Genomic DNA, 15,275 nt, shown 5'->3' on the forward strand with positions numbered 1-15,275 from the left:
GAGAACCCGTCCAGATTACGTGACTCGTCTCACAGTTTTGGTGACGCCATGTTACAAATACGTTACTTTTTGTCCGTTAACTGACAGCAGACACCTTCATTTATGGGTATACGCTATGTACAAGAGCATGAAAGCCCTGGTCGTTGATGACACCGCAAGTACCCGGCAGTTTGTCAGCCGGATTTTGCAAACCGAATTACAATTCTCCAAAGTGGTGCAATCCGCCAATGCCAGAGATGCGCTGTCGCGATTAGCTGAAGAAAAATCGGTGGACATTATCATTTGCGACTGGGAAATGCCGAAAATATCCGGCCTTTCGTTTTTGAGCAAAATCAAAGAAATTGAACATTTCAAATCCATCCCATTCATCATGGCCACATCACGCGCTGACAAGGAATCGATTATCAAGGCCATTGAAGCGGGCGTGAATGACTATCTCATCAAGCCGTTTTCAGGAAAATCACTCGAAGAAAAAATAGACAAACTACTGTCCGGTTCGAATAAAAAGAACGGTGAGCATTTCATCAGTTCATTGATAAAACAAGGCGACTCAGAAATTCATGGCACACTGATGAGCATTACCCCTGAGGAATGCCATATTATCACCACCGAGAGCAATGAATCGCACGATGCTGCACTGGAAACCACAATCTTCATAAACTTCCAGAAACATTCATTTTACGTAAAAGGCACATTGATAAATTCAAGCCCAGTGGGTACTTCAACCTCAACACAATTGAAATATGCCCTAAGCAGCATGGATGCGAACACGACCGAAAAAATAAATCGTTTACTGGACGCAAAAAAATCAAAAATACATGCATAAAAAAACCGAAGGCCTTTCGGCCTTCGGTTTAAAGTACAATCTGGCTAAGAGTTACTTTAAGCCCAACACGTCCTGCATATCATATAGACCCGTGTTTTTGCTGTTCAACCAAGCTGCAGCACGCATTGCGCCGTTGGCAAACGTCATTCGGCTGGAAGCCTTGTGCGTAATTTCCACACGCTCACCGATATCAGCAAACATCACTGTGTGCTCACCAACGATATCGCCCGCACGAATTGTTTCAAATCCGATAGTTTTGCGGTCGCGCTCGCCAGTCATACCTTCACGCCCGTACACAGCACAGGTCTTCAGATCACGGCCTAACGCTTTGGCAACAACCTCACCCATGCGCACAGCGGTACCTGATGGCGCATCCACCTTGTGGCGATGATGGGCCTCGATAATTTCGATATCCACTTCATCACCCATCACGCGTGCAGCGATGTCCAGCAGTTTCAGGCACAAATTAACACCGATGCTCATGTTCGGCGCCAACACGACCGCAACACGCTGAGCGGCTGCGCTGATCTTGGCTTTTTGTTCTTCGTTAAATCCCGTGGTGCCGATGATAATTTGCTTGCCCGCATCAGCACAGATTTGTACATGTTGCAGTGTAGGTTCAACGCCGGTGAAATCAATCAGCACATCAATATCGCCAATCACACTACGCAGATCATCGACCAGTTTGATCCCAAGTTCGCCCACACCGGCCAAACTACCGGCATCCACACCAACCAGTGAACTGCCTTTACGCTCCACTGCAGCGGCCAACTGCAAACCCGCAGTATTGACACAAGCTTCGATCAACGCCTTGCCCATGCGCCCACCAGCGCCTGTAATGCCCACTTTAATCATTTCGATTACCCTTACCCTGATATCAGATTACGCACACACGACTGTTTGAAGCAAAAAGCGCGACAAGCATACACTCGTCGCGCTTCAATGCCGTAAACTCAAGCAAAATGCCGAGTTTAAAATTTCATCTCGTCGAAGAAGGTCTTGACCTTGTCCAACCAGCCATGAGAACGCGGATTATGCTTGCCGCCATTATTCAGGCTGGCTTCAAATTCGCGCAACATTTCTTTCTGTTTATTGCTGAGGTTTATCGGCGTTTCCACGCTCACGCGGCAGAACAAATCACCTACCGCTCCACCACGCACAGGTTTAACACCCTTGCCACGCAGACGGAACAACTTGCCGGTTTGCGTTTCCGCAGGAATTTTCAGTTTCACCCGACCATCCAGCGTCGGCACATCCAGTTCACCACCCAATGCCGCCGTCACAAGACTCACGGGAACTTCACAGTGCAAGTCCGCGCCTTCGCGTTCAAAAATCGGATGTGCTTTGACATTGATTTGAATGTACAGGTCGCCGGGTGGACCACCATTTTCGCCGGCCTCTCCCTCGCCACTCAAACGAATGCGGTCACCAACATCCACGCCTGCGGGAATTTTCGCGGAAAGTGTTTTGGTTTCCTGCACTCGCCCTTGGCCATGACACACAGAGCAAGGATCAGAAATTGTTTCACCTCGTCCCTGACAGGTTGGACAAGTTTGCTGAATCGAGAAAAATCCCTGCTGCATACGAACCTGACCGTGGCCCGCACAGGTAGAGCACGTGACCGGCTTGCTACCTTTTTTAGCGCCGCTACCGTCACAGGTGCCACAACTGACAAAGGTTGGTACTTTAATTTTTACAGTCGTGCCGGCAACAGCTTCTTCCAGTGAAATTTCCAGGTTGTAGCGCAGATCTGCGCCGCGATTTGCGTGCGCACCACCGCGACGAGCACCGCCGAAAATATCGCCGAAGATATCACCGAAAATATCACCAAAATTGCCTGGACCCGCACCGCCGCGGAATCCGGGGCCACCCGCACTGGGATCGACGCCCGCGTGACCAAACTGATCGTAAGCCGCTCGTTTCTGGTCATCATCCAAAATTTCATAAGCCTCTTTGGCTTCCTTGAATTTTTCTTCCGCTTCGGGATTATCCGTATTACGGTCAGGATGATACTTCATGGCCAAACGGCGATAAGCTTTTTTCAGCTCATCTTTGGTGGCGTTTTTGGAAACGCCGAGGATTTCGTAATAATCGCGTTTAGACATATACAGTTTCCAAAACAATGAGCGAGTGCAATATCAAAATTGCCTACCCACTACATGGTCATGCCCGCATACGCGGGCAGCCATATTAAACAACGTCCTGTTTTCGAATATTGCGAACAGGATTCACCGACAACAACCTTACTTGTCGTCTTTGACTTCCTCAAACTCAGCATCAACAACATCGTCAGCCTTGCTGCCCTGCTGGCTGTTGGTCGAACCTGAAGGCTGCGCACCCTCGGCAGCATTGTTGTTTTCGTACAGACGCTGCGCCATCTTGCCAGAGTACTCGGCCAGTTTTTGCGTTTTGGCCTCGATGTCGTCCTTGTTGTCGCCCTTCATCGCGGTCTTCAGTTCAGCGATGGCGTTTTCGATATCTTTCTTCTCGCTCGCCTCCACCTTGTCACCCAGTTCTTTCATGGATTTCTCAGTGGCGTGAATCATGTTGTCCGCTTGATTGCGTGCATCTACCAATGCCTTGATCTTGCGGTCTTCCTCGGCGTGGGCTTCTGCGTCTCTTACCATTTTCTGAATTTCTTCATCAGACAAACCAGAAGAGGCTTTGATCACGATGGACTGCAACTTGCCCGTCGCCTTGTCTTTGGCAGATACGTTCAAAATACCGTTGGCGTCGATGTCGAAAGACACTTCGATCTGTGGCACACCGCGTGGCGCAGGTGGAATGTCGCTCAAGTCGAAACGACCCAGTGACTTGTTGCCGGATGCCATTTCACGCTCGCCCTGCAGTACATGTACGGTGACCGCTGTTTGATTGTCGTCTGCCGTTGAAAACACCTGACTAGCCTTGGTTGGAATCGTGGTGTTCTTTTCAATCAGTTTGGTCATGATACCGCCCATGGTTTCGATACCCAAGGACAGTGGGGTTACGTCCAACAACAGAACGTCTTTTACTTCACCACCCAATACACCACCCTGAATAGCGGCACCAACAGCAACTGCTTCATCTGGATTTACATCTTTGCGTGGCTCTTTGCCGAAGAAATCTTTAACCGCTTGTTGCACCTTGGGCATACGGGTTTGACCACCGACCAAAATGACATCGTCAATTTGGGAAATCGTCAGGCCGGCATCTTTCAGAGCAATTTTGCATGGTTCCATGGTGCGCTGAATCAGTTCATCCACCAACGATTCCAGCTTGGCGCGTGTTACTTTGATGTTCAGGTGTTTTGGACCTGAGGCATCGGCAGTGATGTAAGGCAGATTAATTTCAGTCTGCTGCGCAGAAGACAGTTCAATTTTGGCCTTTTCTGGGCTTCTTTCAGACGCTGCAGCGCCAGTGGATCATTGCGCAGGTTAACGCCGTTGTCTTTCTTGAATTCGTCAACCAGGTAGTCGATCAGACGGGTATCGAAGTCTTCACCACCCAGGAACGTGTCACCGTTGGTTGCCAACACTTCGAACTGGTGCTCGCCTTCCACTTCGGCAATTTCAATGACCGAAATATCAAACGTACCACCGCCCAAATCGTATACAACAATTTTCTTGTCGCCACGGCTTTTATCCAAACCATAGGCCAGTGCAGCTGCGGTTGGTTCGTTGATGATACGCTTAACTTCCAGACCAGCGATCTTGCCCGCGTCTTTTGTCGCTTGACGCTGAGAGTCGTTGAAATACGCAGGAACGGTGATAACCGCTTCGGTCACTTCTTCGCCCAGGTAGTCTTCTGCGGTTTTCTTCATTTTCATCAAAACGCGCGCAGAAATTTCTGGCGGAGCCATTTTCTTATCGCGGGATTGCAACCATGCGTCGCCGTTGTCTGCCTTGGTGATTTTGTATGGCACCAGGCTGATGTCACGCTGTACCACGTTTTCTTCAAAACGACGGCCGATCAAGCGTTTTACTGCGAAAAAGGTATTTTGCGGATTGGTAACCGCCTGACGTTTGGCTGGCTGGCCAACCAATACTTCGCCATCCTGGGCAAACGCGATAACCGAAGGAGTGGTACGATCACCTTCTGCGTTCTCAATCACTTTGGGCTTGCCGCCTTCCATCACTGCCACACAGGAGTTGGTGGTGCCCAAGTCGATGCCTATGATTCTACCCATGGATTTTCTCCGTTGTAATTCGTCTGGTTAAATTCGTTTGTGTACTGCTCTGAGGCTCAATGTGCGGGTCAATCCCGGCAATTTCAAGCCATGCCATCAAATTTGTTTTGTTCGCTGGATGATGCCTTGGAAACCACCACCATCGCGGGACGCAACACGCGGTCGTTCAAAGAGTAGCCTTTTTGGATCACATGCAGCACGATATTGGGCTCAACGCCGGTTTGTTCCTGCATGGTGATCGCCTGGTGTTTGGCGGGGTCGAACTTCTCACCCTTGGGTGAGATGGCAGCCATGTTAAATTTTTCCATGACGGTGGACATCATCTTCAGCGTCAGCTCGGAACCTTCGCGGAATTTCGCGATGCTGGCGTTATCTTCATGAGTCGCAGACAAACCCAGCTCAATACTGTCGATGACCGGAATCAGTTCGTTGACAAATTTCTCGATGGCGAATTTGTGAGCACTTTCGATATCTTTTTCCGCCCGGCGACGCATATTTTCTGCTTCAGCCTTGGTGCGCAAAGCCAGGTTCCAGTTTTCTTCAGCCTTAACCTGGGCTAGGGCCAGGGCCGCTTCCAGCTCGGCGATTCGGGCAGCCTCTGGGCCTAATTCTGCCGTTGCCGAGGCGGCACCACCGGCCGTTTGGTTCTGCAAATTTTCGTTTTCATTCATAAGCTTATCTTCAGCCATTAGCGACTCCAAACGTTTATAGCGTTAATTCAAAACAGGTGTTTGGGTGGAATATGGGGGCTACTTTTTGAATTGCAAGGCCGCGCCTAACAATTTTGCAGTGACATCAACCATGGGAATAACCCGGTCGTAAGCCATGCGGGTCGGGCCGATGATGCCCAGCACGCCAACCACCTTACCGTCCATGCTGTAGGGCGCACTGATCAGACTGCATTGCTCAAACTCCGGGTTGTTGGTTTCGGCACCAATAAAAACCTGCATTCGCTCCGAAGACATGCAGCGATCCAGAAGATCCAGAATGTCGCGTTTATGGCCAAACGCATCGAGTAAACGCCGCGCCTTGCCAATGTCCGCCAGGGAGTCCATGTGCAGCAGCTTGCTTTCGCCAGACACCACCAAATCATCACGTGCAGGGGAACCGTCTGTGCTAAACATTTGCGAAGCCATCTCCACCGCCGCCTGTAAAAACTCATTCACTTCTTTGCGCATGGATTCTAATTCACCCAAAATGTTGTCGCGCACAGTTTGAATGTCACGACCAACCAGCAGGCGATTAAGTAGATTGGCTGCCTGACGCAGCTCCGTTTCGGAAAAGTTACGACTGGTGTGGATGATGCGGTTTTCCACCTCAGCATCGCTCATCACCATGATGGCTAACACGCGCTTCTCGGACAGGGGAACAAATTCAATCTGCCGCAACGCAATACAATCGCGCTTTGGCAGCATGACAATGCTGGTCAGACTGGTTAGCTCCGACAGCATATTGGAAGCACTGGACAACAAATTCTGCGAATTGGATTCCAGGCGAATTTGTCGCTGTAACTGCGACAACAGCTTGTCTTCCAGAGGTTTGACCGAAACCAGGGAATCAACAAACAACCGATAACCCAAATCAGTCGGCACCCGCCCGGCTGAAGTATGCGGCGAAGCCAGCAAGCCCTGCTGCTCCAAATCAGCCAGCACATTGCGAATCGTGGCCGCACTCAACTCCATACCTGAATGCTGCGCAAGCAGCTTCGAGCCCACGGGTTGACCCGACTCGATATACTGTTCGATCAACAGTTTAAGCAGCCGCTGTGCTCGCCCGCTCAATAATTGATCCATGGAGGTTGTCGCTTTTTTAACCACGCTCGCTTATCACCGTTGCTGACACGTTTGACTCCCTGATGCGATCCGTGCTGGCCAGGCACGCTACCAAGCTACTATTATGGTGTCAAGCCGGGGCTTTGGTTGTATTATGCGTCTAACAAAAAATTACGACATCTTTCCGGGAGAGGGGATGACCAGTCAATTTAAAAAAATCGGCCTGATTGGCAAATATGCCGGCACCGATATGAGTGAGCAACTCCGAAGCGTTTACCAGCACCTACACGACCGACAAATTGAAGTTTTCCTGGATGAAGGAAGTGCCGGTATCGTCCAGTTACCCGGCGTACAAGTTTTAAACAGAGAACAACTCGGAAACACCTGCGATCTGGCCGTTGTCATCGGTGGTGACGGTACGTTGCTCAATGCCGCACGCTCACTGACCCGTCATGAAATCTCACTGGTTGGCATCAATTTAGGCCGGTTGGGTTTTCTGACCGATATTTCTTTTAGCGAATTTGCGGACAAGCTCGACGAAATTCTTGCAGGTGATCACATCATCGAAGAACGCATGCTGCTGCGCGTTGATATTTTACGCGACGGTGCGCTGCTCGATACCTCGATTGCGATGAATGATGTCGTCATTCACAAGTGGGAAGAGGCGCGCATGCTGGAAATGAAAACCTTCATCAACGGCGGTTTTGTTAACAGCCAGCGTTCTGATGGATTAATCGTCTCTTCACCCACCGGCTCAACCGCCTATGCCCTGTCCGGTGGTGGGCCTATCATTTTTCCAACACTGGACGCGATGCTGCTTGTTCCCGTCTGCTCGCACACTCTCAGCCAACGTCCCTTGGTGATCGACGGACACAGCGATGTTGAAATCACCATTAGTGAAAGTTGTCATGGTCGCGCCCAAGTTACCTGCGATGGCCAAATAAATCTGGGAGTTATTGCCGGTGACCGTATCCGCATCAAACGGTTTGAGAAAAAAGTTCGATTAATCCATCCTAAAGATTATGACTACTATCATATTCTGCGCGAAAAGCTTCACTGGAGCGAAAACCTCTAAGAACGTTTGTTATGTTGACTGAACTGCACATTCGTAATTTTGCCATCGTCGACGAATTATCCGTCGACTTTTCCACGGGTTTGACGACGCTCACCGGTGAAACGGGTGCGGGCAAATCCATCGCCATTGATGCGCTCGCCATTGCTCTGGGTGATCGTGTCGACAGTTCCATGCTGCGCACAGGAAGCGACCGCGGTGAAGTGGTTGCCTGTTTCGACATTCGCCAGCAAAGCAACGTGCAGTTGTGGTTAACCGAGCATGAATTGGACGAAGATGGTGCCTGTATCCTACGCCGCACCTTGGCTGAAAATGGCTCAAAAGCCTACATCAATGGTCGCCCGATCTCGGTCAGTTTACTGCGCGAACTCGGTGCACAATTGGTCGATATTTACAGCCAGCATCAACATCAATCCATGTTGCAAAAAGACCAGCAACGCGAGCTGCTTGATGACTATGCGCAAAATGACACCGTGCTCAAACAAGTCCGTGGTGTGTACCGCCAATGGCAACAAATCAATCAGCAACTGCAACAACTGGAACAGGCCAAAGATCAGCGTGAGCAGCGACTGGATTATTTGTCGTTCCAATTGCAAGAACTGGATGCGCTGGAATTAAAACCCAATGAGTGGGCACAATTGGATGCAGAACATCGCCAACTGGCCCATGCCGAGCAAATTCAAACCCAGCTGAGTAGCGTGCTGTCAGTGCTCTACGACAGCGATGATAATTTGCTCTCACAACTCAACCGCTGCATCAACGTACTCAACGATGCACAACGGTATTTGCCACAGGCCAGTTCGCCGCGCGAGATGCTGGAAAATGCCCGCATCCAAATCGACGAAGCCACCGCCGAACTGCGTGATCAATGGCAGAATACCGAACTGGATCCTGCGCGTTTGCAGTGGCTGGATGAGCGCATCAGCGAACTGAATCATGCCGCGCGCAAACATCGCTGTGATCCCGAGCAACTAGTGGATGTGCATCAACAAATCAGTGATGAGCTACATTCGTTGAAACATTCCGACCAGCAACTGGAACAACTTCAGCAACAGCGCCAGCAGCTACACGCACAATATCGCCAGTTGGCGCAGCAGTTGACTGTCGCCCGTCAGGCGGCGGCAAAAAAACTATCGCAACAAGTCGACCAAACTATCCACCAGTTGGGCATGGGCAACGCCAGATTCCAGGTGGAAATGGTCGCCAGCGACGCCTCCCAGCCCACCGCACATGGCCAGGAAGATATTCAGTTTTTGATCTGTACCAACCCCGGCCAGCCGTTCAAACCACTGGCAAAGGTTGCCTCGGGCGGTGAACTGTCACGCCTGGCACTGGCCATTCAGGTTGCCACCTCCCAGGTGGCCCGCATTCCAACCCTGATCTTCGACGAAGTTGACGTGGGCATTGGCGGCGGCGTGGCACAAATTGTCGGCAATATGCTGCGCCAACTGGCCAATAACCGCCAAATCGTCTGCATCACTCATCAAGCCCAGGTCGCAGCCCAGGGAAATCAACAGTTTAAAGTTGAAAAAATAGCTCAAAAAGAAAGCACTTCGACCCGAATACTGTTATTGGAAGGCCAGCAGCGAGTCGAAGAGCTGGCCCGCATGATTGGCGGGGTGGAATTAACCGAAACCACCCGCAATCACGCCCGTGAAATGCTTGAGCGCGCAACGGTCTAGACAACCGATGCGCCCCAGGAGCGCAGCATGCAAATCAATACCGGCCAAAGCAGTGTCAGCACCGTCACGCCGCAAATTACCGTCCCAACCGGCCAAGCTGCCGCTCAGGCCCTATCGCCTGGTCAACAAGTCACTGCCACGGTTTTGACCGCCACCGCGAACGGTCAGGTCAGCCTCAACGTCAACAACAGCCAAATCCAGGCAAGCACCGACCTGGTACTCACCGAAGGGCAACTGCTCAATTTGATCGTCAGCCAGGTCGGCAAGCAGACCGTACTGAAACTCTCTGACAACTCGCTCCACGCAGCGCTCATCTCGCAAGCCCTGCGCACCAGTCTGCCCAAGCAAGGCAGCCTGACTGACATTCTGGCCAATCTACGGGCAATCGTTGATCAGCCGAAGTCGGCCAGCGCCCTGCCACTGCCCAATCTTCCACCAGCCGTGCAACAGGTTGCCAAGCAGTTATTAACCCAATTGCCTGAGGCTCGCCAAATCACTACCGCAGCAGGGCTAAAAGAGGCACTAAAAAATAGCGGGATATTTCTTGAAGAAAAACTCAAAAATTTAACTGCGACAAACACGCAAGCCAAAGCCCCAAATTCGCTAACGCAGGATTTCAAAAATAACCTGCTGCAATTGCGCCAAGAGTTACTCAATGCCCTGTCGAGCCAATCGGGCGTGAAGAATAATCCATCGCCAGCACTGCCCACAGCCGCGCTGGAGAAAATTGCCAATCTACAAACGGCTAGCACAGACAAACAGACCTCCACATCAGCACCAATCACGGCCAACAAACAAGCCGCTATCACTGCTGAAGTTCTTGATGCCAAACTGACAACCACCACGGCGCAAATTAGCGCCAAAGATGCCGGCACTGGGGCCACTGCAAGCAGCACTGAACTGCCACAAATTATCAGCGCAATAAAACAAAATCTGGCATCAGCTACTGCCCTGCCTGACAAAGTGAAAAATCAGCTCATCGCTTTGATGAAGCAACTGGATGTCATTGCACCATCCATCCCTTCCTCGCCGTCGACACAGCCATTGCCAGCTAAAACAATGGAAGCATTGCAGCGCTTGCAACTGGACATTCGTGCACTGGGCGGATTGCTTGAATCACTGCCGATTAGCACCACTCCTGGGACTATGGCACTGCGCAATAATTTAGGCGCGCTGGATCACCTGTTCATGCAGCTATTCCGTGGACCAAGAACGACGGCAAGCGCACACGACACGCTTCAACCACCATTGCCACGCTCACAGCTGCAAGCCCAGGCAACACCGCCACCATCGTTGAACAACATCAACAACACCCAAGATGCGGTGCATGAATTACTGCGACAAACAGATGCCGCGCTCGCCCGTGTGCAAACTCAGCAAACGGGATCATTGCTGGAACAGGAAGCTGGTCGACTGCTCATCAATGCTGAAATTCCCTTGCGGCGTGGCGAACAAATTGATTTGCTGCAGTTACGCGTACAGGAAGATGAAGGTGAGAACGGTAATAGTAAATTTGAAAATGGCCTCACCGTCACCCTGAGTCTGGATCTGGAAGGCACCGGCCCGATCTATGCCCGAATCAATGTACGAAAACAAAGCGTGTCCGTGGTATTTTGGGCCGAAGATAACCACACTCTGCAAACTGCGATACAAAATTCAGACGATCTTGAACAGCGCCTCACTCGTGCTGGCCTGAAGCCTGAGCAGATGTCTTTTCTTGAAGGCAAGCCACCCAAAACCAGTCTGCAAAATGATCTGACTGCACTAAATTCCAGCATACTGGATGTCAAAGCATGAGCGAAAAAGAAGTCACCCCAAACACCACTGCCGTTGCGCTCAAATACGATGGTGGTATGAGTGCGCCAAAAGTAGTCGCCAAAGGCAAAGGCGAGATCGCGCAACAAATCATGACCATCGCCAAGGAACATGGCGTTCCTCTGTACGAAGATGGCGAACTGGTAAAATTGCTTTCCCGTCTGGATTTGGACGAAGAAATCCCCAACAATCTATATCAGGCCGTCGCTGAAGTATTGGCCTTTATTTACTCTATCAATAACAAACTTATGGATTTACCTTCCGAAACCAAGTCCACCGAATAACCCATAATCACAGATTATCTTCTGCGTTTTCCCGAACATCACGATGCCGTATACCGAGAACATTACAGTGCTGAAAAAAATCAGGCGAAATTGAACACGGAGCATGGGTAGATAAAACTGACTATCGACGATGATACCGTGGATACGCGTCAAGCAGGCCAGCCAGAGTGGCATGGCCCGCAACTCGGGCTGGAAGAGGAATCGCTAGAGTACAGGATCGCGTGTTCGATCTTCTGCGCGTCGATGATCTTCATCAATCGATGCGTTCTGCGGCGCGCTTTCAATGCTAATTTGCACGCTGCCTGGCGTCACGTCCTCAGGCAATGAAACCTGAGCACGCATGCCACGCTGCGCAAACACGGATCCGGGCGGTGGGTGATTTTCAAAATAGCGTTTCACGCCGCGCACAATGGACTTGGCAAGACGGTCCTGATACTGCCCATCTTTTAAGCGACGTTCCTCGCTGGGATTGGAAATAAACGCCGTTTCAATCAGCATGGAGGGAATATCCGGCGATTTAAGCACCACGAAGCCGGCACTTTGCACATTGGATTTGTGCACGTCACCCACCTTGGTCATTTCCTTTAAGACATGCTCGGCGATTTTCTCGCTCACATCAATCGTGCCGTTCATGGAAAGATCCAGCAGTACCTGGGCAAGCATGTTGTCCTTGTCATCCAGACTCACGCCACCAATCAAATCTGCCGAGTTCTCTTTCTCCGCCAACCAGCGCGCTGTCTCGTTCGACGCACCGCGTTGCGACAGGATGTAAACCGATGAACCCTTCACGTCACGGTTATTGAACGCATCGGCATGAATTGAAATAAACAAATCCGCGTTGTGCTTACGCGCATTGCGAATCCGCTGACGCAAGCTTAGGTAGTAATCGCCAGTGCGAATCAACACCGGGCGAATGCCTGGCTCTCCCTCCAGATGATCGTGTAAGCGCTTTGCGATTGCCAGCACCACATCCTTTTCACGTGTACCGTATTTGCCCATCGCGCCAGGATCCTCGCCACCGTGACCTGCATCAATGGCCACAACGATATCGCGTGTCTTGCCAGACGATTTAGGCGGTGCGACAGGAGCGGGAGCAGCGTCAACATTGAACGATCCGCTCTTGGGTTTTTCTTTGGCAGCAGCGGATGCAACCACGGCTGCGATCGGATCCGCCGCATCGGGTTTTTCCTCTGCTTGTTTGCCGCCCATGTCCACCACAATGCGGTGTCCGTATTGGCCTTGTGGAATCAACGCGAAATTCTTTACGCCATCAAGAGATTCAACGCCCAAAACCACACGTAAGTCTTTTCCGCCATTGCGCGCGGCAGCGCGAACTTCTTTGACCACAGAACGTGACTGGGCAACCGCAGGCAACGGGGCTTTAAGCGAGGTATTGCGCAGGTCGATCACTACGCGCTGAGGGTTATTCAGCGTGAAAACAGAATAATCTGTGCTGCTGTTCACATCCAGCACCAAACGCGTACCGTCCGGAGAATCCCACAGACGCACGCCAGTCACCTGCCCCGCACTCGCCCATGCGCTGCTGACTGCGAGAAAAAGAATTAAAATTACGTTGTAAGAAAAGCGTTTCATATCTCTATTTTCGGGCAAATATGCTGTGTTTTCAAATTTTAAAGTGTGATCCAGTGATATTTTATGCAGAATTCGGACCTGTAACATCCCCTAAACGCGCTAGAATCTGCTCACCTGTTCGCGAATCCGCCTGAATGCGCAACTGTCGACAGTCAGCACCATCATGCTGAATAAAAATCTGCAAATCGGCAGGCGGCAAATATCCCAATCCTTTTTCCGGCCATTCCACCACGCAAAGGGCTTTTCCGTGAAATAAATCACGGTGGCCCATGTATTCCAATTCCTCAGGATCGGACAAGCGGTACAAATCAAAATGAAACACCTGTCGATCCGTAAACACATATTCCTCAACCAGCGTATAGGTTGGACTTTTCACCTTGCCTGCGTGCCCCAGGCCGCGCAACAAACCACGACTCAGTGTTGTTTTCCCTGCTCCCAAATCACCGTGTAAAAAAATCACCGCGCCCATCGCCGGCAAAGCTGCCGCCAACTGCCGACCAGTGTCTTCCATGGATTGTTCGCCACAAACCTGCCAGGTGAGTTGGGTCATGTTTAAATATCTTTCACTTGCCTTGCTAATTGCGTTAATAAATCGCTGGCGATAATTCTTCCGTATCCCTGTTCGACCAGCACATCGGCACAATGTGCATGCAACAACGCCGCTTGCGCCACCCATTCAGCACGGACATCACCATCCTGCTGCACCAGCAGACCGGCAATTACGCCAGTCAGAACATCGCCCATACCGGCACTGGCCATCGCCCCATTACCGGCGTCGCATAATATCACCTTCTCACCATCACTGATCAGCGTGCCCGCACCTTTTAGCAGGCACACACCGCCAAAGCGCTGCGCAATTTGTTTGACCACTGCGAGTCGATTTGCTTGAACATCCGCAGCACTGCATCCCAACAGACGAGCCGCTTCCAACGGATGCGGCGTCAACACCCAATTCGAACGGTGAACCGCCGCCTTCTGTGTCGCCAGCAAATTCAAACCATCGGCATCAATCACCATCGGCAAGGACGTGGACAACACAACATTTAGCATCTGCTGTCCCCACTCGCCCATCCCCAGTCCAGGGCCTATCGCCACACAAGTCGCTTTTTGCAGCAGCGGCGTCAGATCATCTGAAGACTCCACTGGCTTTGCCATGAGCACCGGACAAGCCAGCGCCAGTGGCACCGCATGCGGTTGGCGCGTTGCGACAGTAACAATGCCCGCTCCCACGCGCATTGCTGCCTGCGCAGCCAGACTGATTGCACCAGGCATACCGATCTCGCCGCCAACAGCGAGCACATGACCAAAGCTGCCCTTGTGAACATTGCGCCGGCGTTGAGGCAATAAACGCGGCCGCTGCTCCCAGGATAACCGCTGCGCAACCGCATCGACAGCGGCGTAGATTTCCTTGGGCACTTGCAAATCATCGAAAAAAATCTCGCCACAATAATCAACGCCATGATGAGTAAACATCCCCAGCTTCAAACCAATGAACGTCACTGTCCAATTCGCCTGCACTGCAACCCCCATCACCGTGCCGGTATCGGCGTGCAAACCACTGGGAATATCCGCCGCCACAATCAGTGCATCGCTCTCATTTATGGCGACAATCGCATCCGCCCAGGCACCCGCAACGTCGCGTTCTAATCCTGTGCCGAAAATGGCATCGACAATCACGTCCGCCCCGACTAACTCCGACGAAACAAATGGCCGGGCAAACACCCCGGATTGCTCCATGGCCTGCTTTGCCAATAAGGCATCGCCCGTCACTTTTGCAGCATCGCCAAGCTGTAAAACATCAACTCTGTAGCCGCGAGTATGCAGCAATCGCGCAACCACATAGCCATCGCCAGCATTATTGCCCACACCGCACACCACCACTGCGCGCAAAATCTGTGGCGCGTACTGGCTGATCACAGAAAAAATCGCCTCGCCGGCACGCGACATCAAACTATAGCCGGGAACAGCAAAACGCTGGATTGCCAGAGAATCAAGCTGGCGAGTTTGTTCTGCGGTGTATAATGCGATCGGAAGGTTCATAGTTTTATTCTAGCATTGCGGGC

12 protein-coding genes and 1 pseudogene are annotated in these 15,275 nt (G+C 51.4%); 5 read left to right on the forward strand and 8 right to left on the reverse strand.

The window, feature by feature from the left end; translation table 11 throughout:
- Positions 1-115 precede the first annotated feature (115 nt).
- Positions 116-826: a response regulator gene (locus OEW58_03535; protein ID MDH5300416.1), complete on the forward strand. Its 711-nt coding sequence runs from the start codon at positions 116-118 to the stop codon at positions 824-826.
- 51 nt (positions 827-877) lie between these two features.
- Here OEW58_03535 and dapB read toward each other — a convergent pair whose 3' ends face one another.
- The 5 genes and pseudogenes from dapB to hrcA all read right to left on the reverse strand — a co-directional run bounded on the left by dapB (position 878) and on the right by hrcA (position 6,787).
- The gene (gene dapB, locus OEW58_03540) at positions 878-1,681 is read right to left on the reverse strand and encodes a 4-hydroxy-tetrahydrodipicolinate reductase (protein MDH5300417.1); all 804 of its coding nucleotides are present in this window, start codon (positions 1,679-1,681) and stop codon (positions 878-880) included.
- Between the two features lie 116 nt (positions 1,682-1,797).
- Positions 1,798-2,931 (reverse strand): molecular chaperone DnaJ, encoded by a 1,134-nt coding sequence (dnaJ, locus tag OEW58_03545; GenBank protein MDH5300418.1) that lies wholly within the window; start codon positions 2,929-2,931, stop codon positions 1,798-1,800.
- A 138-nt stretch (positions 2,932-3,069) separates the two neighbouring features.
- A pseudogene (gene dnaK, locus OEW58_03550) lies at positions 3,070-4,994 on the reverse strand (molecular chaperone DnaK).
- A gap of 83 nt (positions 4,995-5,077) precedes the next feature.
- Positions 5,078-5,683 (reverse strand): nucleotide exchange factor GrpE, encoded by a 606-nt coding sequence (gene grpE, locus OEW58_03555; protein MDH5300419.1) that lies wholly within the window; start codon positions 5,681-5,683, stop codon positions 5,078-5,080.
- A 60-nt stretch (positions 5,684-5,743) separates the two neighbouring features.
- The gene (gene hrcA / locus OEW58_03560) at positions 5,744-6,787 is read right to left on the reverse strand and encodes a heat-inducible transcriptional repressor HrcA (protein ID MDH5300420.1); all 1,044 of its coding nucleotides are present in this window, start codon (positions 6,785-6,787) and stop codon (positions 5,744-5,746) included.
- A 175-nt stretch (positions 6,788-6,962) separates the two neighbouring features.
- Here hrcA and OEW58_03565 point away from each other — a divergent pair, with 175 nt between their 5' ends.
- The 4 genes from OEW58_03565 to OEW58_03580 are packed head-to-tail and all read left to right on the forward strand — an operon-like array spanning position 6,963 to position 11,619.
- Entirely contained in the window at positions 6,963-7,841 is an 879-nt protein-coding gene (locus OEW58_03565; protein MDH5300421.1) for an NAD(+) kinase, read from the forward strand.
- 11 nt (positions 7,842-7,852) lie between these two features.
- Entirely contained in the window at positions 7,853-9,520 is a 1,668-nt protein-coding gene (gene recN, locus OEW58_03570) for a DNA repair protein RecN (protein ID MDH5300422.1), read from the forward strand.
- Positions 9,521-9,547: 27 nt separating this feature from the next.
- Positions 9,548-11,317 (forward strand): flagellar hook-length control protein FliK, encoded by a 1,770-nt coding sequence (locus tag OEW58_03575; protein ID MDH5300423.1) that lies wholly within the window; start codon positions 9,548-9,550, stop codon positions 11,315-11,317.
- A complete protein-coding gene (locus OEW58_03580; GenBank protein ID MDH5300424.1) occupies positions 11,314-11,619 on the forward strand; it encodes an EscU/YscU/HrcU family type III secretion system export apparatus switch protein in 306 nt (101 codons plus the stop codon). Before OEW58_03575 ends, OEW58_03580 begins: the two co-directional genes overlap by 4 nt.
- A gap of 204 nt (positions 11,620-11,823) precedes the next feature.
- Here OEW58_03580 and OEW58_03585 read toward each other — a convergent pair whose 3' ends face one another.
- The 3 genes from OEW58_03585 to OEW58_03595 all read right to left on the reverse strand — a co-directional run bounded on the left by OEW58_03585 (position 11,824) and on the right by OEW58_03595 (position 15,252).
- Positions 11,824-13,212, reverse strand: coding sequence for an N-acetylmuramoyl-L-alanine amidase (locus OEW58_03585; GenBank protein MDH5300425.1), 1,389 nt, complete (start codon positions 13,210-13,212; stop codon positions 11,824-11,826).
- A gap of 61 nt (positions 13,213-13,273) precedes the next feature.
- The gene (gene tsaE / locus OEW58_03590) at positions 13,274-13,762 is read right to left on the reverse strand and encodes a tRNA (adenosine(37)-N6)-threonylcarbamoyltransferase complex ATPase subunit type 1 TsaE (GenBank protein MDH5300426.1); all 489 of its coding nucleotides are present in this window, start codon (positions 13,760-13,762) and stop codon (positions 13,274-13,276) included.
- Between the two features lie 2 nt (positions 13,763-13,764).
- Entirely contained in the window at positions 13,765-15,252 is a 1,488-nt protein-coding gene (locus tag OEW58_03595) for an NAD(P)H-hydrate dehydratase (GenBank protein ID MDH5300427.1), read from the reverse strand.
- Positions 15,253-15,275: the final 23 nt, after the last annotated feature.

Source organism: Gammaproteobacteria bacterium (assembly GCA_029884425.1).
GTDB lineage: Bacteria > Pseudomonadota > Gammaproteobacteria > S012-40 > S012-40 > JAOUHV01.

Coding starts and splice junctions, on each gene's coding strand:
- OEW58_03535 (MDH5300416.1), top strand. CDS start 116: ATGTACAAGAGCATGAAAGCCCTGGTCGTTGATGACACCGCAAGTACC.
- dapB (MDH5300417.1), bottom strand. CDS start 1,681: ATGATTAAAGTGGGCATTACAGGCGCTGGTGGGCGCATGGGCAAGGCG.
- dnaJ (MDH5300418.1), bottom strand. CDS start 2,931: ATGTCTAAACGCGATTATTACGAAATCCTCGGCGTTTCCAAAAACGCC.
- grpE (MDH5300419.1), bottom strand. CDS start 5,683: ATGGCTGAAGATAAGCTTATGAATGAAAACGAAAATTTGCAGAACCAA.
- hrcA (MDH5300420.1), bottom strand. CDS start 6,787: ATGGATCAATTATTGAGCGGGCGAGCACAGCGGCTGCTTAAACTGTTG.
- OEW58_03565 (MDH5300421.1), top strand. CDS start 6,963: ATGACCAGTCAATTTAAAAAAATCGGCCTGATTGGCAAATATGCCGGC.
- recN (MDH5300422.1), top strand. CDS start 7,853: ATGTTGACTGAACTGCACATTCGTAATTTTGCCATCGTCGACGAATTA.
- OEW58_03575 (MDH5300423.1), top strand. CDS start 9,548: ATGCAAATCAATACCGGCCAAAGCAGTGTCAGCACCGTCACGCCGCAA.
- OEW58_03580 (MDH5300424.1), top strand. CDS start 11,314: ATGAGCGAAAAAGAAGTCACCCCAAACACCACTGCCGTTGCGCTCAAA.
- OEW58_03585 (MDH5300425.1), bottom strand. CDS start 13,212: ATGAAACGCTTTTCTTACAACGTAATTTTAATTCTTTTTCTCGCAGTC.
- tsaE (MDH5300426.1), bottom strand. CDS start 13,762: ATGACCCAACTCACCTGGCAGGTTTGTGGCGAACAATCCATGGAAGAC.
- OEW58_03595 (MDH5300427.1), bottom strand. CDS start 15,252: ATGAACCTTCCGATCGCATTATACACCGCAGAACAAACTCGCCAGCTT.